Source organism: Arthrobacter sp. NPDC093139 (assembly GCF_044754165.1).
GTDB lineage: Bacteria > Actinomycetota > Actinomycetes > Actinomycetales > Micrococcaceae > Arthrobacter.
Genome location: NZ_JBIVOO010000011.1, coordinates 108,294 through 128,577 on the forward strand (window position 1 = coordinate 108,294; position 20,284 = coordinate 128,577).

A 20,284-nucleotide genomic window follows, 5' to 3' on the forward strand; every position below is an offset into this window, starting at 1 on the left:
GAGCTGGCCCTGAAAGAGAGCCCGGAAGGGAAGAAGAACCGGCGGTGTTGGCCGCGGTTAGAGATCAGCAGTCAACGGAGAGGAACACTCCGGACAGGAACGGGTCAGGCGGCACATTAGGCATGCCCGCCAGGACAAACCTGAAGAGCGGCGTGTGCCTTGCACGCGGGCGGCTGTCGCAGTCATCGGTTCCTCCTGTTCGCTTGCGTCCTGGTATGGCCACGGCCTTGACCGTGGAAACACCTAATCACGGCCTCCAGCCCTGCGGCGAGCGCTGCGCAATGGAAGCGAAACGGGACGAAATGGCGCTACTTATGGCGCCATCCAGCCGGCACATCAGGAAACGAGGCGCCACGATCCGCAATGCGGCTTAACAGACGCGTCGTGTGCTGGCAGCTGTCTGTGCTCCAGACACACGCGTCCCGGTGCTTCTTTAACCCAGGGAGAACCTTTCAAGGCATATACATATGGATATATAATTTCGGCATGGCAAGGGCAGCAACAACGACGGATGCGTTCAACGCGGTGGCCGAGCCCCGCCGTCGGGAGATCCTCGATGTCCTGGCCGGCGGTGAGCGGCCGGTCAGCGACCTCGTTGACCTTCTGGACCTGGCCCAGCCGCACGTATCCCGGCACCTGCGGGTACTGCGGGAAGTGGGCGTGGTGGACGTGCGCGACGCAGGCCGGCAGCGGCTCTACCGGCTGAATCCGCTTGCGCTGAAGCCCATGCACGACTGGCTTGCCAGCTACCAGCACCTCTGGGAAGAGCGGTTCGAAGCCCTGGAGGGCATGCTGGAGGACCTCAAGGATCAAGAAGACCAAGCGTAGGGATAGGGCAATGGCACAGACAAGCAGCGGCACCATGAAGGTCGACTTCCCCGGCGATCAGGAAATACGTATCACCCGGACACTAAACGCACCCCGGCACCTCGTGTACAAGGCCTGGACCACACCCGACCTCGTCCGGCGCTGGTGGCCGGGCCGGCGGGGTGAGATGACCGTTGTTGAGATGGACTTCCGGGTGGGCGGGGCGTGGCGGTACGTCATGGTGGCGAACGGTGGGTTTGAGGTCGCCTTTCACGGGACGTACACGGACATCGAGCCCAACGAGCGGATCGTGCAGACGGAAGTCATGGAGCTGCCCGGCGCTGCGCCTGGGAGTGAGGGTGCGCCTGGGAGCGAGGAGGGGGCAGTGGTCAACACTGTCACGTTTGAGGATGCCGACGGCGGCGCCACTACGGTCACCATCCGCACCGATGCGGGCAGCAAGGAAGTCCGGGACATGATTGCCCAGTCCGGCATGGAGGGCGGCGTCCGCGAGCAGTTCGAAATCATCGAGGAACTGGCGGCGGCGTTGGCCTGACCGCAAGCGGGCCATCTGGGGCCCGATCATCGGAGGTGCGGTTGCCGGCCTGGCACTCGGCTGGCAGCTGAACGCCTATCCGTCTGACGGAAGCACGGCCAGCCCGTCGGCGACCAGCTTCCCGTCATGGATCACGGTGCGGTCGGTGCCGCGGTCCATGACGGTGCTCGTGACCGTTTCGCCGTCGACCAGGACGACGTCGGCCCGGTCGCCGAGCGCCAGTCCGGGCCGGTCGTCGGTGCTCGTCAGGCGCTGGACGGTGCGGTCCATAATGGACGCACCTCCGATGGTGGCGATCGCCGCGCAGTGCTCGATCAGCCGGTCCTTGCGCAGCCGGTGGGTAAAGGCCAGCTGCCACGTGCGGTCCAGCATGTCGCAATTGCCGTACGGGCTCCAGTAGTCCCGCTGACCGTCCTCGCCCAGCCCGACACGGATCCCGGCCTCGGTCATCTCGGCCAGGTTAAACTGCGTGCCGCCACTTGCCGGGGCCACCGTTGCCCAGGCCACGTCGAGCTCGGCCATCTGTTCCACGATCCGGGCGGTGACATCGGGGTGGACGTTTGCCAGATCGTAGGCGTGGGACAGGGAGACGCGCCCCTGCATGCCCAGCGCGCGGGTGCGTTCGAAGACAAGCTCCGCGCTGAAAACGCCCATGTGGCCGGGCTCGTGCAGGTGGATGTCGACGTCGACCCCGTACTTCTCGGCCAGACCGAAGACGATATCCAGATGGCGGACCGGGTCGCGGTCCAGTTGACAGGGGTCAATGCCGCCGACCGTCGTCGCACCTGCACGGAGGGCCTCCTCGAGGAGCGGCACTGTGCCTTCCTCGAGCAGGAGGCCTGCCTGCGGGAAGGCCATGACTTCTACGGTGGCGGCGTGGGCGAAGCGTTCCTTGGCGGCCATGACTGCCTCGAAGCGCTCGAGCTTGCAGTCCACATCGACCTGGGCGTAGGAACGGACGCGCGTGGTGCCCCGCGCAATCATCCGCTCCAGCGTCCCGGCGACCACATCCCGGTAGGGGAGCGGCGTGTCGCGCCAGTTCTCCCTGTCGTTACGCATCATGTTCCACACGCCGGGCGAGGCCGTGTGCTCCCGGAACGGCAGCCCGATCCGGGTCGAATCGAGGTGGACGTGCACGTCCGTGAACGCAGGAAGGGCGATCCGGCCCCGTCCGTCAACTGGCCCGCCGGCGGGGTCTGCATGTCCAACCGCGGCGCTACCCGCAGGGTGAATGGCGGCAATCCGTCCCTGCCGAACCTCAAGGTCGACGGTGTCCCCGCCCCAGGGGCGGACGTTGGTGATGAGCATGGTCATTCCTTTCGGCTGGGCTGCGTCGCGCAGTGCGGTGAAGTCGGACAGTGCGGTGAAGTGGGACAGTGCGGTGAAGCGGGACTCCAGTGAACGACGGCGGGAAGGCACCGATCACATGGACCGGCGCCTTCCCCGCAGCAGCGTTGATTACGTGCAGCGTGTATCAGAAGTGGAAAGCAACCTGGGCGATGACTGCCGCGGCCACGAAGCTCGCCGTGAACGTCATCAGGGCGACGATGACGACCTTCCAGCTCAGTGAGCGCAGCGCCTTGACGTCGCGGCCCAGCGACATGCCGATGAGGGCGATCATGGGCAGGCCCGCGAAGAGGACGTTGATGTTCTGCGCGGCCGAGGCGACGAACGGACCGATGGGGATGAACGTCGCGGAGGCAATGGTGGCCAGTGCCAGGACCCAGATGCTGGACGGGACCACCGGGACCAGCTTCGCGAGCACGAGCGCGACGGCGGTGAGGGCCAGGAGGATGAGCACGCCGACGACATCCAGGGGCCGGGCTGAGCCGGTGCCCAGCGCGTTTAGCAGGATGCCGGCGATCCCGGTCGCAGCGAAGGCAATGAGCCACGTCCTGGGTGTCCGGACAACTGTGGGGTCCTCTTCGATGCCGTCGACGTCCACTGCGTCGATGCCCGACGGCTCATCAGAATCGGTCTCCGCCCGGCCCAGGCCTGCCGAGTCTGAGCGGCCTGCCGAGTTTGAACGGCCCGCCGAAGCTGCACTCGCAGCACCAACGAGGGCGCCGCGGCGGACACGGCGGCCGAGGTCGTCCCGTCCGAAGATGCGGGACCACATCTTGTAGAGCTTCTGGCACATCGGCAGCGCGATAAAGACACCGGCATAGAAGCCGACGATATTGGTGACGAGGTTGGAGAGTGCCGCGAGGGCCATGATTTCCCCGGCCATCTCGGGATACAGGATGGACAGGGCGCCCACGCCCCCGAGCATCATGGAGGCCGAACCCAGGCCGAGGCCCAAGGCGAGGGCCCGGGGATCAAAGATGTCGAGCCCGCCGAGAAGGCCTGCCAGGAGGGAGATGAACACGGCGCCAAAGACGCTGCCGAGCACCCACACGGCGAATACTCCGCGGTATTCAGGGGAGCGGACGCCGAAGCGCTGGATGGCGAAGGCAAGGTAGGACTCGCGGTCGATTGACCATGTGGCGCCGATCGCTGAGCGGCCGAGGCCAAGGGCAACGGCGACCGGCAGTGCCAGGATCACCGTGCCGACAACGTGCCCCACCTCCTGCAGGAGTATTGCCGGGCCCATGTCGGTGAACTTCGTCAGCGACGGGCCAATCTGGGTTCCGAGGCCCGCCAGGAAGAAGACGATGGCCACGTCCATCAGGTGCGTGGACACAGCCCGGGAACGCCCTCCGATTGGCTTCCATTTCTGGACTCCGAGGAACCCGCCGATAAGCACGGTCCACAGGATGGGCATCAGGACTATTGCGGCCGGGCCGAGCTGGAACTTATGGGTTCCGATCATGATGGCCACGGCACAGATGGCGGTGGAGAGCGCGATCATCGCGGCCCAGGTGGCGGGGCTTGCACGGAAAGGAGGGGCAGGGGGTGTTTCCGCCAGGGCGGTGATGGAGCCGTCTGTGGTCTTCGCTTCATTGCGCATGACGCAGGCCTTTCGAGAAGGATCAGGTATCAGAACAAACGAATCTCGCCGTATCGCGGGATCTTGTGTTTGGTATACCAAATGACTGTATACTCGTACCCATTGAGAGGCAAGTCACATTTTTTGGGAGGCGCGTTGTACAGGAAAATTTCTGCCCGGTACGTTCTCGGGTTCGACGGAACACAGCACACGCTCATCGAGGACGGCGAGGTGGTCTTCGACGGTGAGTCCATCGTTTTCGTGGGACGCGACTACGGGGGGCCGGTCGATGAGGAGCGCCACTATGGCCAGAGCCTGGTCATGCCCGGCCTGATCGACCTCGACGCCCTCGCCGACATCGATCACCTCATCCTGGACTCGTGGCCCTCGCCTGATACAGCGGCCGGCCACCTGTGGTCGGATGACTACTTCGCGCACCGCCGCAGGGACGTGTTTACCCCCGCGGAGCGCGCCACGGTCCGCGAGTTCGCCTTGGCGCAGCTCGCCCTGCACGGCATCACCACCTACATGCCGATCGCCTCGGAGATCCACAGTTCCTGGGCCGAGAACCTCCATGAGCTGGTGGACATGGCAGAGACAAGCCGGCGGATCGGGCTGCGCGGCTATCTTGGCCCCGCGTACCGGTCAGGGGTCCATGTGACCACGGCCGCAGGGGGCCGGGAAGTCCACTCTAACGAAGCCCTGGGGCTTGCCGGCCTCAGCGACGCAGAGCATTTCATGGACTACGCCGCCGAACTGGCAGACCCGCTCGTCACCGGGGTGTTGCTGCCATGCCGCATTGAGACGCTGTCTGAAGAGCTCATGCGGGAGACGGCGCGGATCGCCCGGGAGCGGAACGCGCTCGTCCGGCTCCACTGCCTCCAATCCCCGCTCGAGGACGGGCTCTTGCAGCGTTCGGCCGGGCGCGGCGTCCTGGAATTGCTCGAGTCCACCGGACTGTTCGGCACACGCCTTCTCATCCCGCACGGTGTGGTGATCGACGGAAAGGACCCGGCGGCGTCTGCGCCGGGCGGACCGTTGGACTTGCTCGCCCGTCACGGCGTCAGCATTGTCCACTGCCCGCTGACGTCGTTCCGCTACCAGAAGCAGCTTGTCTCGTTCGACCGTTTCCGGGAGGCAGGCATCAACCTCTGCCTGGGGACCGACTCCTTCCCGCCGGATCTTGTGCGCGGCATGGACGCCGGCATGCACCTGACCCGGATGGTCGAAGAAAGGCCCGACGCCGGCACCCTGGCCGACTACTTCGACGCCGCCACCCTCGGCGGTGCCCGGGCCCTCGGTCGGGCCGATCTGGGAAGGCTTGCCCCCGGCATGCAGGCCGACATCACGGTTGTCTCCCTGGGCAGTTTCGGCGACGGCGTGGTCGAGGACCCGCTGCGCACGCTGGTGCTCAACGGGACGGCGCGCCAGGTGACCGACACCTTCGTGGCAGGACGCCCCGTGGTGGTTGGCGGCAGGCTGCCCGGCGTCGACCTCGACACACTAAGGGCTGAAGGGCAGCGGCTGTTCGGCGAAATGCGGGCAGCCTACTCGGAACGGGACGTTCAGCGCCGGGAGGCCGACGAGCTGTTTCCGCCCACATATCCGCACGCAAAAATGGCCAGCCCGGTCGCCATCCCATAGCGGGAACAATCATCGGAGCTGAGGTTTCCGCCCTTCTCTTGGTATACCAGAGCAACCAGCCTTGACCCTTCGCCCGCCGAGCATTGCTTCGGCAGGGCCCATCCCCTTGGAGAAAACAATGTGCCTGCACGATCACACCCCTGCCGCCCCGCCTGCAGCCGCGCTTCCCCGCCGCGGCATCCTCGCAGGAGCGGCCGCATTGGCCGGAATCTCGGTGGCCAGCCTGGCTGCCCAGCTTGGAACTGCCCCTGCCGCGCATGCGGAGGACAATCCTTCCAGCCCCGGCTACCCTGACCGCCCCGCTTCGCCGCAGCCCATGATAATTGAGGGCGGCACCATCGTGGACCCCAAGACGGGCAACGCGGTGGAAGACGGGGTCCTTGTTTTGGAAGGAGGCAAGGTAGCCGCCGTCGGCTCCCGCGACGAAACACGGCGTGCCGTCGCCGCTCTGGCCGGCCGCGCGCGCATCGTCAATGCGTCCGGGCGCTGGGTCCTTCCCGGCCTCATCGACGTGCATGTGCATGCGAACGCGCTGTCCGATGCACGGGCCATCCTGCAGGGCGGCGCGACCAGCGTCCGGAGCGGGTCGAGCAGCTTCTATCAGGACGTCGCCCTGGCTGCCCTGCCCGACTGGGCCGCCGGAGCCTCGCCTCGGATGAGCCCGGCCGGGCTGTTCATTTCACCAGAACTGGGGGACTCGCTCCTGGCAGATCCGGACCTTGCCCCGCTCGCGTCCCTGTCCGGGGGAGTCACGGAGCCGTCGGACCTTGCCTACCTCACGCGCGTCAACCTGAAACGCGGCGCCAAGGTAATCAAGACCCGGGCCAACCCCAGAGCCGGCCTGCCGGAACAGGACCCCCGCGAACTCGTCTACAACTACGAGCAGCTCTCCGCGGTGGTCAAGGCCTCGGGCAACGCGGGCGTGCTGTGCCACGCCTACAGCGCAGAGGGGATCGACGGTGCCGTCCGGGCCGGTGTGCGCAGCATCGAGCACGGCGTCTTCGTCACCGAGGAGACCATCTCCCGGATGGCCAGCCGTGGCACGTACTTCACACCCACACTGGACGCCATCACGAGCATGGCACGCTCGGCCAACCTGGTCCTTGCTGCCCGCGGCAAAGAGTACACGCCCATCATCACAGCAGCGGTGAAGGCTGCCCATGAGGCCGGTGTGACGGTGGTGGCGGGGACGGACTCCTTCGGCTCCGATGTGACTCCGATCGGCACAGAAGTACGTCTTCTTGGGGAGGCCGGGCTTTCCCCACTGGACGCGCTCAGGGCCGCGACAGTAAATGCCGCCGCGCTGCTCGGGTGGGGTGAGCGTGCAGGACGCCTGGTGCGCGGTTCCTTTGCAGACGCCGTCATCGTGGACTCTGATCCCTTGAACAGCCCCTCGGCCCTGGAGCAAGTCAGCGCCGTGGTGGCGCAGGGAGCCCTCGTCCGGAATGACCTCTGACCGGACGGTACAGACAAGGGCGACGCCGCCCGCTCCCCACTTCGTAAAGCGCCGTCAAACGCGCCCTCCCACCTAGAGAGCCACCCATGACCCTGATTCTTAAAGCCTCCGAGCTCCAGGCCTTGGCCGACATGCCCGGGACGATCGCCGCCGTCGAACGCGCCTTTGCCGGCCTCAGCCGGGGCACCGCTGTTCAGCCCGCGCCGGATTCCCTTCTCCTGCCGTCCTCGGACGCGAGGTTCCTGCCGATGGCAGCACTGTCCGGCGCGGAGGAGCTGGCATCCGTGAAACTGCTGGCGGACATCCCCGCGAACCGGGAGTCGAGCCTGCCCACGCAGCGGTCCACGATCATGCTTGTCTCCCAGCTGACGGGAGAAACCCTGGCCATCCTGGACGGCAAAGTCCCCACCCGGGTCCGCACCGCCGCCGCCAGCGCCGTGGCGACGAAGCTGCTCGCCAGGCCCGGCAGCACCACCCTGGGACTGGTGGGTGCAGGCGCCTTGGCCGTGGCGCACGTGGAAGCCATGGTGGCCGTCCTTCCGATTGAAAACGTCGTGGTCTGGTCCCGTTCCGCAGACACCGTGACGGCCTTCTGCGAGGAGATTTCCCATCACGGCCTGAGCATCAGGCGGGCGTCCACCGTTCAGGAAGTTGTCGAGGCTGCCGACGTGCTGTGCACCCTCACCCCGGCCGTTGAGCCCCTGGTGAAGGGCGAATGGTTCAGGCCGGGACTGCACGTGAACGCCGTCGGATCCCGTCCCCGGGCCGATCACCGGGAGATTGATTCGGCGGGCATGGTGAGGGCGAGGGTCTTCGTGGACAGCCTGGCCACGGCCAAGGCCAAGTCCGGCGGGCTGATCATCCCGGTGGCCAAAGGTGTCATGCGCTTTGAGGACGTGGAAGCAGAGCTTGGCGATGTGGCGGCCGGGATACGGGCAGGGCGCCTTGGCGATGAGGACGTAACCTTGTTCAATTCGGTAGGTATCGGTCTGCAGGACCTTGCCATCGGCCGGCTCCTGTACGACGCTGCGCTCAGTCAGGGGGTCGGCATCCACGTGGACCTGAATAACTGAGCGGGACGTACGATGCTGCAGCAATAACGGGAGGAACGAATGACAGCCCAAGCGGAATCTCCCGCGTCCTCGGCTGACACTGCCCGGGAACGGATCCGGGAACTGATCATCTCGGGCGAGTTCGCGCCAGGGTCCCGGCTCAGGGAACGTGATCTGTCCCAGACGTTGGCTGTCTCCCGGGTGCCCGTCCGGGAAGCCCTTCAGCAGCTCGAAGCCGAAGGATTCATAGACACCTCCCCGCGGCGCGGTGCCACCGTCAAACAGATCACGCTGCGCGATGTCAACGAACTCTTTGATGTGCGGCTCAGCCTGGAAGTCCTCGCCGCGCGCCTTGCTGCCCAGGCTGCGGCCAGTGGCCGGTCGCCGGCGCGGCTGCAGCAGATGATGGACCAGGCCGAAGAAGCGACCCTGCGCCACGACCACGCGCAGATACCGCTCAGCAATACGGCCCTGCATGCAGAGATCGTGGCGATGGGGGGCAACTCGCTGTTGGAGTACTCCATGAAGCCGCTGCTGGGGAGGATGCAGTGGCTCTTCACCCTGACGGGACATCGTGACCCCTTGGTTCAGTGCGCAGAGCACCTGAGTCTGTGCAAGGCCATCTATGACGGCAAGGCAGAGCTGGCGGCCGCGCTGGCCTTCGCACATGTGGAGCTGGGCCGCGAACCGTCGCTCCAAGGACTGGCCGGGCGCCTGCCGGAAGGCTGACCGTTCGCGTAGGGGAGCGGCACCAAACGCAAACGGACGACGGCGGGAGGTCCCGCCGTCGTCCGCTGCCGGCTAGTGACCGGCGGGCTGGAACAGCTCGACGACGTTGCCGGCGGGGTCTTCCAGCAAAATCTGCTGGCCGCCCGGGCCGGTGACAATGTCGTTTCGAAACGTGAGCCCGGCGGCGCGCAGCCGGTCCACCTCGGCGGCGATGTCGTCCACGATGAGGTGGATGCGGTTCCATCCACCCGGTTCCGGCACGGCGCCGTCCGGCTACGGCCGGCCGGCCGAGCTGATGGGTCCGCTCAGCAGGAGCCGCAACCGGCCGCGTGCGACGTCGGCGAACGCCGGCGCGGCGCTCATCCTGAGGGTGAATCCGAGGTGCTTCGTGTAGAAGTCGACGGCCGTGTCGACGTCGTCCACCATGTACCGGACGCTGACCATGTCCATACCGTCGTCAGCCATTGCCAGATCCTTTCCGAACACGTCTGGGGCGTCGATTCAGTTCTCCCAGCACCCGTTATAGCCCTTCGGCGCAGATTTGGATGCACCCTTCTGCCTTCTTCCCGCGACGAACCCCTGCACCGTTGTGGCGGCTACCCAACTGCGCCACCATGAAGGTATGAACGCGGAAACACCAAAGGCGGAGGAACTGAGCCTTCCCCAAGCGTTTCTCCTTCTGGCCACGAACGACAAGGACGGCGAACCCCAGCTGCCGGCCTACGTGCTCAGGACCACGCTGGCCGGGGCAATACTCGCCGAGTTGGACCTGCTGGGCGCCATTGCTCTGGAGGGGAAGCACGTCAAGGCCACCGGCGCCGCCCCGGACACGGAATTCCAGCGCGAGCTGGACCGCATCCGGGAGAAGCCACGGCCCCACACACCCAAGCGGTGGGTCTCCATGCTCGAGGGCCGCGGCGAAGTGCAGCGGGTGTACGAACGGATGGCGTCGCTGGGCATCGTGGAGCATGTCGGTGAGAAGCACCTTGGACTGTTCAAGTCTGTGCGCTATCCGGAGAAGGACCACAGTCCGGAAGCGGCGTTGATGCAAAAGATCCGGGCGGTAGTCATCCCTGCGCCGGCTCCTGCCGCACGTCCCGTGGCGGAGTCTCCCGGTGCGGAGTCTCCCGGTGGGGTGCCTCCCGGTGGGGTGCAGCCGAGGGCCACGGAGCCCGAGACGGTCCTGCCTGAGGCAGTTCGCCCCGATGCGGCCCAGCCCGTCGGTCAGGTGTCCGGTGCTACACCGCCTGTCGCAGCACCGCCCGATGCCAGGACCACAGCACTGATCGCCCTCCTTCAGGCCGCCGAATTGCTTGGCACACTTTTCCCGGAAGCCGATCTCAGCAGGGCACGGGAACTGGCCAAGAACCATTGGCCGTCCCGGGCGGTGGAAGACGAACTGCGCATGATCCGGCTGACGCTCGTCGAGACCGCACCCTAGAACCCTGTTCGCCAGAACCCTGTTCGCCGAAAGTGCCCGGGGTTAGGATGCCCTGTGACCTTCGCCCACGGCTATGCGGACAACGACGGCCTTCGCATGTACTACGAGGTCCACGGCCCGGAGGTGGCTGGACAGCCGCCGCTGCTCCTGATTCCGGGTGGCGGCTCCACCATCGGCACGAACTTCAGCGAGCTCATCCCGCTGCTGGCCGGACACCGCCAGGTGATTGCCGTGGAGGAGGAGGGCCACGGCCGCACCCAGCCGACCAGCCGGCCCCTCACCGCCGAGAACTCCGCCGCTGACATCCTCGCTGTTCTGGGCCAGCTCCATGTGGAAACTGTGGATGTTTTGGGTTTCAGCTCCGGCGGCCACACCGCGATCGCCCTGGCGCTCGGGCGCCCCGCCAGAGTCCGGCACCTCATCGCCGCGTCCACCTTCGCAAGCCGCGATGCCGTGCCGGACGAGTTCTGGGACGGCATGGCGAAGGCCATCCTCGATGACATGCCGGACATCTACAAAGACGCCGACCGCCGCCTCAACCCCGAAGCCGGCCACGTGGAGCGGCTCTTCGAGCTGGACAGGCAACGCATCCTGGAGTTCCCCGGCTGGACCGACGACGAACTGGGCACCATTACGGCGTCCACGCTGGTGGTGAGTGGCGACCGCGACATTGTCACACCCGCCTATGCCGCGCGAATGGCCGATGCCATCCCGGGCGCCCGCCTGCTGATTGTCCCCGGTGGCCACGGCGACTACCTCGGCGAGCAGGCGGCCACCGGCGGGGACGTGCGCACCCTGCACGCCACCGTCCCCTTCCTGCTGCGGTTCCTCGGGGAATAGGGGAGGGAGTGCGCAGGGGAGGAGCACTCGCCAAGTCGGCGTAAATCCGGTCGACGATGGAGTCGACGTCTCAGTCGGCGGCCACAGACTGAGCCGGACGCCGCAGCACCCTCTAGTCATCCTCCAAGAGTCCCGGCTTGGGGTAGTGGTACCTGGGCTCTTGTCTGTTGGCCATCTGGCCGGGCAGCAGCACCCAGTTCACCGACGCGCCCCCGTCGGAGGGCATGAGGCTGCCTTCATTGATGAAGCGGCCCTCGGTGGGATTCGTGGCAGGCGCCCACCATCCGTTAAAAGGGCAGTGGTCGCCCGTCCGCGGGCCGGTTTTCGAAGTCTTGTACTTGCTGGTTGGGGTCCTGGTTTTGGGGATGCGTTTTCTCATGCTCAATCCTTGGTGATGGGGTTTCACCAGTATGTGAGTCCGGATGATGCATGAAAAGCGATCATTTTCAACTGATATAGATTGGGTACCCTGATGCTTTCCAGCCCATTGCCGGATGTTGCAGGCAAGCGGAGGATGGATTCATGAGTGCCGGTGTGTTCGGACCCGTCGTCTCGTCACTGCGGGGTTGCTAGATGGTCACCGTGAAGGGCACGGGGCGCAAGCGGGGGTGGGTCATCGCCGCGGTGGCGGCTGCCGCCATCGTGCTTGCTGCTGGACTGGCGCTGTTCAAGCCGTGGCTGCTGTTTGTCGACGTAAAGGTGGATGAAGCGCTGCCCACCGTTGCTGTGTCCCCCGAACGGACGGCACCGTCTCCTCCCGCGGCTTCAGAGGTACCCTCCCCGTCCGCGACCCCTAAACAGAACACCCCCGCCGGCCCGGTCCAGCTCGCCTCAGGCTCCCTCATCAGCCACGAACACGCGACGACCGGGACCGTCCGGATAATTAGGCAGCCGGACGGCACGCGGGTGCTTACCCTGGAGAATCTCGACACCTCCAACGGTCCGGATGTGCACGTCTGGCTGAGCGCCGCCGACGTGGTGGAGGGAACCGCGGGATGGTTCACGGCCGGTTCCGCGGCTTATCTTGACCTCGGCCTGATCAAGGGAAACCAGGGCAACCAGGTGTACGCGATTCCCGCGGACGCCGATCTTTCGAAGTATAAGTCCGTTGATCTGTGGTGCGTGCAGTTCGCCGTGTCATTCGGAGCGGCCCAGCTTAAATTCTGAGGAAACCAGGTTCTTGTAGATCAGCACATGTGAGCAGCTGGGCGCTGCTTCCTACTCGAGCGGCAGGAAGAGGACGGTGTAGATTCCCAGGACGGCGAGGACGACGACGCTCGCCGCAACGGCCGCCGTCGAGGCGATGTCAGGAGCCATCCCATCCTGTTGGATGCCGCGGATGGCGCGGTGGAGGCGGCGTCTACGCGTGAGGTTGATGGCCAGGGCGGTCAGGACCGCAGCGGCCACCAGGGTGCCGGCGAACCAGCCGTGATGGGGCATCCAGCGCAGGAAGATGGCGGCGGCCACCATCATGGACATGGTGGTGCGGCCCCAAGCGAGGTCTGTGCGCTCGGGTTGGAGGCCGGCGTCGCCGTGTGTCTGTGTATCGCGCTGTGGCGGCACGGGTCAGGCGGCGCGGACGAGGACGAAGACCACCATGACGGCGGCGACGAGAGCGCCGCCGGCGGCCAGGATGGGAGCGATCCAGGGCAGCGGCAGCGGGGTCTTGTGCCGCATGGAGCGTTCGACGTTCAGCCAGCGGAAGAACGACCCGCCGCCGATGACAAGGGCGAGCACGAGCAGGAGCACCGCGATGGATTTGCGGAGTTCCGGGCCGAAGAGGTCGGTCATGAAGGCTTCGACGGCGACGCCGCCGGCGAGCAGGGCCAGCGAGGTGCGGATCCAGGCCAGGAAGGTGCGCTCGTTGGCGAGGGTGAACCGGGGATCGGGTTCGGTTCCGCCGCCAAGGATCCGGGCCGAGAGACCGCTTCGTCCGCCGCCCTGGGAGTTTGTAGCTGCCACGTGGGGTTCCCTTTATTGTCGTCGGTGCCGGTTCAGTTGCCACGCTACCCTTTCAGGTCGCACCTATGAGGACGACGACGGCGGGATTCCCGCCGTCGTCTGTTGCGTTAAGGTGGTTTCTTCGCAACCACGCCGGTTCGGCCGCACGAGGCGGCCTCCTGCGTGGGTCGGAAAAATATACAGTGCCACTCGTGGCGGGGGAACGGGGTAACAATGCGCAGCTTCACGTCTGTCGAGCGTCGAATCGATGGGCGTGCACATCGGATCCTGGACCGTGCGGCTGCCGACGGCGTCCGTTCGAGGCTCCTCGAGTTTGCCGTCTTTGGTTTGAAGCAGGCCTGGGCGTGCATCTTTGGCGCCGCGCTCCTCGCAGTGATCCTGGCGGCCCGCCTCTGGTATCCGGACGGCGCCGCGCTGGCCAGGAACGACTTCCTGACGCTCGCAGCCGTCGCCATCCAGATCCTGATGGTCGCCACGCGGCTGGAAACTGCCCGTGAGCTACGGGTGATTGTTCTTTTCCACCTGGTGGGCACGGTGATGGAGCTGTTCAAGACCGACGTCGGGTCCTGGTCTTACGAGGCCGAGGGCTTCCTGCGCATAGGGTCGGTTCCGCTTTTCAGCGGCTTCATGTATGCCGCGGTCGGGTCCTATATGGTCCGGGTCTTCCGGCTCTTCGACCTGCGCTTCGCCAGATATCCGCGGCGTTGGGTCACGGCGATCCTGGCCGCGGCCATCTACGCGAACTTCTTCACGCACCACTACATCATTGACGCCCGCTGGGTTCTGCTGGCCGCCGTCGTGGTCATCTTCGGCCGGTGCCTGATGCACTTCCGCGTGTTTCGCCGGCAGTTCCGGATGCCCCTGGTCCTGGCGTTCCTGCTGGTTGCCCTGTTTATCTGGATCGCCGAGAACATCGCAACCTGGTCCGGAGCCTGGCTCTACCCCAACCAGCTGGACGGCTGGCACATGGTCTCACCCGACAAGCTCGTCTCCTGGTTCCTGCTGATGATCATTTCGGTGGTGCTGGTGGCATGGGTTTACAAACCGTCCCCGCCGGAACAGCCAGAGGAGGTCAGCGGTGCCGCGGCCGAGGCCGGCATGTCCCCGACCTCCCCGGCGGCCAGGAGGGTCAGTAGCTGACGAACTCGACGTCAACGGATGACGCGCCCCGCAACGGCCCAAGCTGCTCTGCCTCATCCTGCAGCGAAGTCTTGTCCCGGTCTGACACCGAGTCGAACGGCGTGATGGCGATGGTCAGCTTCCGGCCGCTCTTGCGTGGACGCCAGGTGCCGGTGATTTTGCCGTCCGAGAGGACCGTGCCGGGTTCGCCGGCCATCATCCACACTTCCCGGTGGTGCTTCCTGTCGACGATCGTTTCGCGGTCGCGCATCTGGGTATAAGGGTCATGTGGCGGGAGCAGGCGCGCACCCTTCGGCATCTGCGCCGACTGCAGTGCGTCCAGATCCTCGGTGAGGATCCATGTGGCACCACAGAACTCCACCCTTGTCAGCTCGTCCTCGACCAAACTCCACCAGGGGCCGGTGTCACGTGCATGGATCCCCGCCCAGACGGCGAAGTCTCCGCGTGTCGACGGCCCGTAGCAGCGCAGGTAGCGGCGAAGCAGTTCGGCACGCGCCAGGTCCGGGGCGATGTCGGGGATCCGATGGCCAAGCCACTCGTCGACGAGGACGAGCGGTGCTTTGTTCCCGGCGCGCGGCGCGAAGCAGACCACCCGCTGCAAGGTGAGGATGCGGACGCAGAAATGGACGACGCCTTCACCGAGCGGTTGCCCCCGGGCGTACGGACCTTCTTCCTCCCAGATGTCGCGTTGTCGCTTCGGCAGCCTGCGGGCAATCCGAGTGCTGATCTCGGCGCCGAGCTGGTTGATGTCGAGCCTGCGCCCGGACAGCACGTCACCGATCTCGGCACCGGTCAGCCCGACCGTCTCGATCAGGCTCAGGCCAAGTTTCTCCAACGCCTGCTCCACGCCGGGAACGAGATGGCGCATCGCCTCCTCGCCGGGCGGCAGCACTCCGGTGGTGAATATCGGCGCGTCAGAGACCGGAAAGTAGAACGGCGAGGCGCGCATGCACCAGGTCTGCAGCAGGCTCTTGTCCTCGGCAACTGCGCTGGCCACCTGTTCCGGTGTGAGGCTTCGCACCCTCGCATGCAGGGCAAGCAACGCCGAACCGGGCGGGCTGTTCTGAATCCCGCACCGGCCGGCGGCCTCGAGCAGCCCGCCTTCGCCTAACCGTTCGGCGAGATTATGGGCGCCGAGACGAAACGCGACGACGTCACCCGTCGAAACCCTGCCAGTCACTGGCACATACTATCGCCGCCCGCCGGCCGACCCGAGTGGGTTTTCCCAGCACCGCGGTCCCGGGATCGCCCTCCATGGGATGGCTGCAGGGCATTTCTCCTCCTGAACGGGAGGTGTATTCTTGCCCGGTCCGAACCGGATCGTGTTGCGGAAGTGAGCACAAGCATGTCGCAGTCGGAAATAGCCCAAGCGATCAGTAGGTCTAGGCAGTACCTGAGTGACAGCCCCGAAAAGGCGCGCTCCCGCGACTCAAAGGCCACGGCCGTGCTGGAGGAGGGGCTCCGGGTGCGGGTGGACGGCCCCCGCGGCTGGTCCCTGGTGACGGACATGGCACCCGGCGTCGGCGGGAAAGGTACCGCGCCCACCCCCGGCTGGATGCTGCGCTCCGCAAGCGCCGCCTGCCTCGTCTCGCTCATTGCGATGCGGGCGGCGGAGAAGGGCGTGGATCTGTCCCTGCTGGAAGTCGAAGTCGACAGTGAATCTGATAACCGTGGCATGCTGGGACTCGGCGATCAAGTTCCCGCTGGGCCTCTTGGCCTGCGCACTGTGGTCCGTGTGGCGGCCAAGGACGCCGACGAGACCGCACTTCGGGACATCGTCCGGTGGGCGGACGAGCATTCTCCTGTTGACGACGCGGTCCGCCGAGCAGTCCCGGTGGAGCTGGTCGTCGTGACTGGCTAAGCGGGCTCCAAGAGCTCAAGGAGCGCGTCCAGGATCGGTACCTGCCCCTTCACCAGCTTCGTGCGCGCTTCGGATGCTGTGAACCATCTGGCGGCATCGATCTCGGGATAGTCGCGAACTACCCCGGACCCTTTGGGCCATTCCAGCGAAAACGTGTTGCTCACAATCTGCTCGGGCTCGAAATCCGCCTCGGCCGCGAAGACCGTGATGACCTTGCCTGAGGGCTGACGGAAAGCGCCAAGCTCCGTGTAGTCGCCGGGCGGTGCAGGGGTGCCCATCTCCTCGAAAAACTCCCGCATGGCGGCTACGAGCGGATTCTCGTCCTCGACGTACTCGCCCTTCGGAATGGACCAGGCATGTTCATCCTTGCGGGCCCAGAACGGCCCGCCCATATGGGCTATCCAGACGTCTGGCTCCGATTCCGCCTTTTGCCGGTACAACAGGATGCCTGCACTTCGAACCGTCATGTGCTCTCCACGTCCCAAGGCTACCGCGGGGCAGGCGGTAGCGCAGGGGTCCGGCCGGAGTACAAGCAGCGGACCATTGCGCCAGCGGAGCATCCGACCTACGGTGAGTGCGTTCTCACCCAGGGCCAGGAGGAGCGATGTCCGGCGAGCCAGCATTCTTTGAGATCGGCGTGGAAGATCCCCAGCGGGGCAAGGCGTTCTACGGGACATTGTTCGGCTGGGACTTTACACCCGGCCCCTCCCAGGGAGGAGGGTTCATCATCGGCACATCAGGGATCGCCGGCGGCATGCACGGAGGGGACCCCGGCGCTGCGCCCTACCTGTTCTTCCGTGTGGAGGACATGGATGCTGCCCTGGACAAAGTGCGGGCCCTCGGCGGCTCAGTCGATGAGCCTGGGCTTGGGGACGAAACGAGTGCCGGCGAGTACGGCAGGTTCACGCTTTGCAAAGACGACCAGGGCTCGGCGTTCGGCCTCCACGAACCGCCCAAACCGCCAGGGCCTCCCAGGCCGTCAAGCTAACTGCACCGCCCCACGACTCAGTTGTGCAGGGCTGCGTAAAGGTTCAGGCTTCCCGAGAACACGAGCCATGAAACGTACGGCAGCATCAGCAGCCCGGCAGCCTTGCTGATGGGTCCAAAGCGGAGGACGGTGAGAGTCACTGCCACAGTGAGGGCTCCAAGAATCATCAATGCCAGCCACAGTGCGGCGGTCCCCAGCATCGGGTACATGCCGAAAAACATCGGCGGCCACGCGAGGTTCAGTGCCAACTGGATCGCGTAGAGCCTGAGCGCGCCACCGCGGGGGACCCGCCGCTGCCGCCAGACAAGCCAGGCAGCCACAGCCATAGCGGTGTACAGCGTCAACCAGGTCATGGTGAACATCCATCCGGGCGGGGTCCACGGGGCCTTCTCGGCCGTGGCGTACCAGCCGTCGGCGTTCATCCTGATCGGCAGGGACCCCAGCATCGACACCGTCCACGACACTGCCAGAAAGCCGAGCAGCGCGGCGGTGTTCCGCACCCAGGGTTGCCTGCCCGCGTGTGGGGAGCCGGGGGCCCCATTTTTGACGTTTGACCGCACTGACCCACTGTGAGCAATTACGGGCACCCGCGTCAAACGGCGGCGGACGACGGCGGGGGTCCCGCCGTCGTCTTCGGCGCTGACCCGTGTTGCTGGCATCAGGACATTGCGACGGTTTTGTATTCGGGAGAGATGCGGAAGCGGATGCGTCCGCCGATGGGAACCTGGGCTGCCAGGTCAAGCTGGTGGTCCACCACCACGCCGATGACCGGGTAACCGCCGGTGATGGGATGGTCCGCGAGGAAGAGTACGGGCAGGCCCTCCGGCGGCATCTGGATGGCGCCGGCCACTGTTCCCTCGCTGGGGAGTTCACCGGCACGGCTGCGCTGCAGGGGTGTCCCTTGCAGCCTCATGCCCACCCGGTTGGATTCTGGTTTGACCGTCCAGTCCTGCCCGCACAGTGAATCCAGGGCAGCCTGGTCGAACCAGTCCGCGCGGGGGCCCGGGACGATGTCCAGCACGGTGAGCCCGCGCGGGTAGTCGGGCTGAACCTCCGGGCTGCCCACGACGCCGGATTCAGTTTCAGCGCCGACGGGCAGCAGCTGTCCGGCTGCCAGGGGCGGGGGCCCGATTCCGGACATGGTGTCCGTGGACCGGCTGCCAAGCACTGGCTCGGACGCCACGCCGCCACGAACGGCGAGGTAGCTCCGGAAGCCTGCTTCCGGAACCCCGATGGTGAGGATTTCGCCGTCAAGGAGGGCGAAGGGTGCGGCCACCGGAACGGTGCGCCGCTGTTCGGCTTCTCCGGAGTCGGCGTCCGACGGCGTGAGGACCGAAAGGTCCGACGGCGCACCGGCAACGGCCAGCACCTGGTCACCGACAGCCTGCACTTTGAGCCCGCCGGACACTGTCTCGATGGCGGCTGCCGACGGGCTGTTTCCCACGAGGCGGTTGGCCCTGCGGAGCGAGGCCCGGTCGAGTGCCCCGGCCGCGGAGACACCCAAAGCGGAATGGCCCTGCCGGCCCAGGTCCTCGATCAGGCTCTGGATTCCCGGCGAAAGGACACGGAGGCCGGAACTGGCCTGCGCGGCGGGCTGCTCCCCGCCCGGTGCAGCGGCGGGCTCCGGCGGCATCTGGACGATGTCGCGGACCGCGCGGAACCGCACCCGGTGGCCCGGGCTGGCCAGAGCGGGTTCGGGACGGCGGAGGTCCCACATGCGGGCTCCGGTGCGGCCGATCAGCTGCCAGCCTCCGGGGGACCTGCGCGGATAAACGGCGGAGTAGTTTCCGGCCAGCGCGACCGACCCCGCCGGGACAGCGGTGCGCGGGGAACTTCGGCGGGGAACCTCGAGTGACTGGTTCTCTCCCACCATGTAGCCGAAGCCGGGGGCGAAGCCGGCGAACGCCACGGTCCAGGTCTGGCCGCAGTGCGCGGCGATTACGCCCTCAACGCCGAGGCCGGTCAGTTTCCCGACTTCGGCGAGATCGTCGCCGTCGTACACGGTGTCGATGACCACCAGCCCGCCGTCCTGCGGCGCTGGAGCCGTGAGGTCCAGCTCCAGGAGGATCCTGCCAATGCGCCGGGCGGCAGCCGGCGACTCTGCCCTGACCATGACGGTTTCGGCCGCAGCCAGGACGTCCTGCTGTCCCGGAAGCGGCGCCTCAAGGAGCGCAGCCTGCAGGGCGAGCACGTCCTGCAGTCCCGAAAGTTCCGCGAGCACAGTGCGCGTTCCCACCGGACGCACTGAGCGGACTCGGCCTGGCCGGTCAGCCTGGGCCGGGTGGGCCATCTGCGTCGGTTGGGCCGCCGAAGCGGCCGGAGTTTCACGTTTGGTTATAGCTATCAGATCCTGAATTGTGGTGTTCGTGGCTGTTTTGAGCTTCCCGACGGCACCACAAGGGGTGAGGTCCAGGCCCACATTGCCGAGCTTACTGAACTTGGCGTTCCAGGTCCCACCACTACTCCCGCCCTTTATCCAGTGTGCGCGAGGAAATGTGCGTTGACACCCTTCTCCCACCGTCATATCCTACAACCAAATGGTTGTAGATCAGATGGGCGAAGCCGAACTTGACCGTCTCTTCCAGGCGTTCGCCGACGCCACCCGCCGGGACATCATGCGCCGGGTGGTTGGGGGCGAATACTCGGTGTCCGGCCTCGCCTCCCTCTACGCCATGAGCTTCGCCGCCGTTCAGAAGCACGTGGCGGTGTTGGAGCGCGCGTCCCTCGTCACGAAGGAAAAGCGCGGAAGGGAGCAGATCGTGCGGGGCAATCCCGAAGGCCTGCAGAAAGCCCGGCGGCTGCTTGATGAATACGAGGCGATCTGGCGGCAGCGCGCCGGGCGGATCGCCGACATCCTGGCTGAAGATTAGGAAGGGTCC

General features: G+C 66.1%; 23 protein-coding genes and 1 pseudogene. 14 read left to right on the top strand and 10 right to left on the bottom strand.

The annotated features are described in order from the left end of the window. Nucleotides 1-486: 486 nt before the first annotated feature. Nucleotides 487-828: an ArsR/SmtB family transcription factor gene (locus tag ACIP90_RS16350; RefSeq protein ID WP_400580607.1), complete on the top strand. Its 342-nt coding sequence runs from the start codon at nucleotides 487-489 to the stop codon at nucleotides 826-828. A 10-nt stretch (nucleotides 829-838) separates the two neighbouring features. Further along, nucleotides 839-1,363 carry an SRPBCC family protein gene (locus ACIP90_RS16355; RefSeq protein WP_400580608.1) on the top strand — a complete coding sequence of 175 codons (525 nt, stop codon included), beginning with the start codon at nucleotides 839-841 and terminating at the stop codon, nucleotides 1,361-1,363. Between the two features lie 75 nt (nucleotides 1,364-1,438). On the opposite strand, the gene ACIP90_RS16360 is transcribed toward ACIP90_RS16355, so the two are convergent. Next, a complete protein-coding gene (locus ACIP90_RS16360) occupies nucleotides 1,439-2,677 on the bottom strand; it encodes an amidohydrolase family protein (RefSeq protein WP_400580661.1) in 1,239 nt (412 codons plus the stop codon). A 160-nt stretch (nucleotides 2,678-2,837) separates the two neighbouring features. Further along, nucleotides 2,838-4,313: a DUF3100 domain-containing protein gene (locus ACIP90_RS16365; protein WP_400580609.1), complete on the bottom strand. Its 1,476-nt coding sequence runs from the start codon at nucleotides 4,311-4,313 to the stop codon at nucleotides 2,838-2,840. 135 nt (nucleotides 4,314-4,448) lie between these two features. Between ACIP90_RS16365 and ACIP90_RS16370 the strand changes: the two genes are divergently transcribed. The 4 genes from ACIP90_RS16370 (at nucleotide 4,449) to ACIP90_RS16385 (ending at nucleotide 9,173) form a co-directional block, all read left to right on the top strand. Next, nucleotides 4,449-5,936 (top strand): amidohydrolase family protein, encoded by a 1,488-nt coding sequence (locus ACIP90_RS16370; protein ID WP_400580610.1) that lies wholly within the window; start codon nucleotides 4,449-4,451, stop codon nucleotides 5,934-5,936. Between the two features lie 118 nt (nucleotides 5,937-6,054). Beyond that, entirely contained in the window at nucleotides 6,055-7,392 is a 1,338-nt protein-coding gene (locus tag ACIP90_RS16375) for an amidohydrolase family protein (RefSeq protein ID WP_400580611.1), read from the top strand. Between the two features lie 86 nt (nucleotides 7,393-7,478). Next, complete coding sequence (locus tag ACIP90_RS16380; protein WP_400580612.1) at nucleotides 7,479-8,465, top strand: ornithine cyclodeaminase family protein; 987 nt, start codon at nucleotides 7,479-7,481, stop codon at nucleotides 8,463-8,465. A 39-nt stretch (nucleotides 8,466-8,504) separates the two neighbouring features. Beyond that, a complete protein-coding gene (locus ACIP90_RS16385; protein ID WP_400580613.1) occupies nucleotides 8,505-9,173 on the top strand; it encodes a GntR family transcriptional regulator in 669 nt (222 codons plus the stop codon). A gap of 72 nt (nucleotides 9,174-9,245) precedes the next feature. Here ACIP90_RS16385 and ACIP90_RS16390 read toward each other — a convergent pair. Then, nucleotides 9,246-9,638: pseudogene (locus tag ACIP90_RS16390) on the bottom strand (VOC family protein). Between the two features lie 157 nt (nucleotides 9,639-9,795). On the opposite strand from ACIP90_RS16390, the gene ACIP90_RS16395 reads away from it, so the two are divergent. Beyond that, the gene (locus tag ACIP90_RS16395) at nucleotides 9,796-10,614 is read left to right on the top strand and encodes a GPP34 family phosphoprotein (protein ID WP_400580614.1); all 819 of its coding nucleotides are present in this window, start codon (nucleotides 9,796-9,798) and stop codon (nucleotides 10,612-10,614) included. Nucleotides 10,615-10,668: 54 nt separating this feature from the next. Beyond that, nucleotides 10,669-11,454, top strand: a complete 786-nt coding sequence (locus ACIP90_RS16400; RefSeq protein ID WP_400580615.1) for an alpha/beta fold hydrolase — start codon at nucleotides 10,669-10,671, stop codon at nucleotides 11,452-11,454. 112 nt (nucleotides 11,455-11,566) lie between these two features. Here ACIP90_RS16400 and ACIP90_RS16405 read toward each other — a convergent pair whose 3' ends face one another. Further along, nucleotides 11,567-11,833, bottom strand: coding sequence for a hypothetical protein (locus tag ACIP90_RS16405; RefSeq protein ID WP_400580616.1), 267 nt, complete (start codon nucleotides 11,831-11,833; stop codon nucleotides 11,567-11,569). A gap of 194 nt (nucleotides 11,834-12,027) precedes the next feature. Between ACIP90_RS16405 and ACIP90_RS16410 the strand changes: the two genes are divergently transcribed. Next, nucleotides 12,028-12,621 (top strand): DM13 domain-containing protein, encoded by a 594-nt coding sequence (locus ACIP90_RS16410; protein ID WP_400580617.1) that lies wholly within the window; start codon nucleotides 12,028-12,030, stop codon nucleotides 12,619-12,621. A 51-nt stretch (nucleotides 12,622-12,672) separates the two neighbouring features. Here ACIP90_RS16410 and ACIP90_RS16415 read toward each other — a convergent pair whose 3' ends face one another. Beyond that, a complete protein-coding gene (locus ACIP90_RS16415) occupies nucleotides 12,673-13,017 on the bottom strand; it encodes a DUF202 domain-containing protein (protein ID WP_400580618.1) in 345 nt (114 codons plus the stop codon). A gap of 3 nt (nucleotides 13,018-13,020) precedes the next feature. Then, nucleotides 13,021-13,416 (bottom strand): YidH family protein, encoded by a 396-nt coding sequence (locus ACIP90_RS16420; RefSeq protein WP_400580619.1) that lies wholly within the window; start codon nucleotides 13,414-13,416, stop codon nucleotides 13,021-13,023. A gap of 213 nt (nucleotides 13,417-13,629) precedes the next feature. Between ACIP90_RS16420 and ACIP90_RS16425 the strand changes: the two genes are divergently transcribed. Then, complete coding sequence (locus tag ACIP90_RS16425) at nucleotides 13,630-14,556, top strand: DUF817 domain-containing protein (protein ID WP_400580620.1); 927 nt, start codon at nucleotides 13,630-13,632, stop codon at nucleotides 14,554-14,556. On the opposite strand, the gene ACIP90_RS16430 is transcribed toward ACIP90_RS16425, so the two are convergent. After that, nucleotides 14,546-15,736 (bottom strand): winged helix DNA-binding domain-containing protein, encoded by a 1,191-nt coding sequence (locus ACIP90_RS16430; RefSeq protein ID WP_400580621.1) that lies wholly within the window; start codon nucleotides 15,734-15,736, stop codon nucleotides 14,546-14,548. The genes ACIP90_RS16425 and ACIP90_RS16430 overlap by 11 nt on opposite strands. A gap of 153 nt (nucleotides 15,737-15,889) precedes the next feature. On the opposite strand from ACIP90_RS16430, the gene ACIP90_RS16435 reads away from it, so the two are divergent. After that, nucleotides 15,890-16,417: an OsmC family protein gene (locus ACIP90_RS16435; RefSeq protein ID WP_400580622.1), complete on the top strand. Its 528-nt coding sequence runs from the start codon at nucleotides 15,890-15,892 to the stop codon at nucleotides 16,415-16,417. On the opposite strand, the gene ACIP90_RS16440 is transcribed toward ACIP90_RS16435, so the two are convergent. Continuing rightward, nucleotides 16,414-16,884 (bottom strand): NUDIX domain-containing protein, encoded by a 471-nt coding sequence (locus ACIP90_RS16440; RefSeq protein ID WP_400580623.1) that lies wholly within the window; start codon nucleotides 16,882-16,884, stop codon nucleotides 16,414-16,416. The genes ACIP90_RS16435 and ACIP90_RS16440 overlap by 4 nt on opposite strands. 137 nt (nucleotides 16,885-17,021) lie before the next feature. On the opposite strand from ACIP90_RS16440, the gene ACIP90_RS16445 reads away from it, so the two are divergent. Next, nucleotides 17,022-17,405, top strand: a complete 384-nt coding sequence (locus ACIP90_RS16445) for a VOC family protein (protein ID WP_400580624.1) — start codon at nucleotides 17,022-17,024, stop codon at nucleotides 17,403-17,405. Between the two features lie 17 nt (nucleotides 17,406-17,422). Here ACIP90_RS16445 and ACIP90_RS16450 read toward each other — a convergent pair whose 3' ends face one another. Further along, entirely contained in the window at nucleotides 17,423-17,905 is a 483-nt protein-coding gene (locus tag ACIP90_RS16450) for a TspO/MBR family protein (RefSeq protein ID WP_400580625.1), read from the bottom strand. A 158-nt stretch (nucleotides 17,906-18,063) separates the two neighbouring features. Next, the gene (locus ACIP90_RS16455) at nucleotides 18,064-19,695 is read right to left on the bottom strand and encodes a 5-oxoprolinase/urea amidolyase family protein (RefSeq protein WP_400580626.1); all 1,632 of its coding nucleotides are present in this window, start codon (nucleotides 19,693-19,695) and stop codon (nucleotides 18,064-18,066) included. Between ACIP90_RS16455 and ACIP90_RS16460 the strand changes: the two genes are divergently transcribed. Together ACIP90_RS16460 and ACIP90_RS16465 are read left to right on the top strand one after the other, a co-directional pair. Beyond that, nucleotides 19,687-19,977 (top strand): DUF2848 family protein, encoded by a 291-nt coding sequence (locus tag ACIP90_RS16460; RefSeq protein WP_400580627.1) that lies wholly within the window; start codon nucleotides 19,687-19,689, stop codon nucleotides 19,975-19,977. The two genes, ACIP90_RS16455 and ACIP90_RS16460, sit on opposite strands and share 9 nt — an antisense overlap. Beyond that, the gene (locus tag ACIP90_RS16465; RefSeq protein WP_400580628.1) at nucleotides 19,943-20,275 is read left to right on the top strand and encodes an ArsR/SmtB family transcription factor; all 333 of its coding nucleotides are present in this window, start codon (nucleotides 19,943-19,945) and stop codon (nucleotides 20,273-20,275) included. The genes ACIP90_RS16460 and ACIP90_RS16465 overlap by 35 nt, the downstream gene beginning before the upstream one ends. Nucleotides 20,276-20,284: the final 9 nt, after the last annotated feature.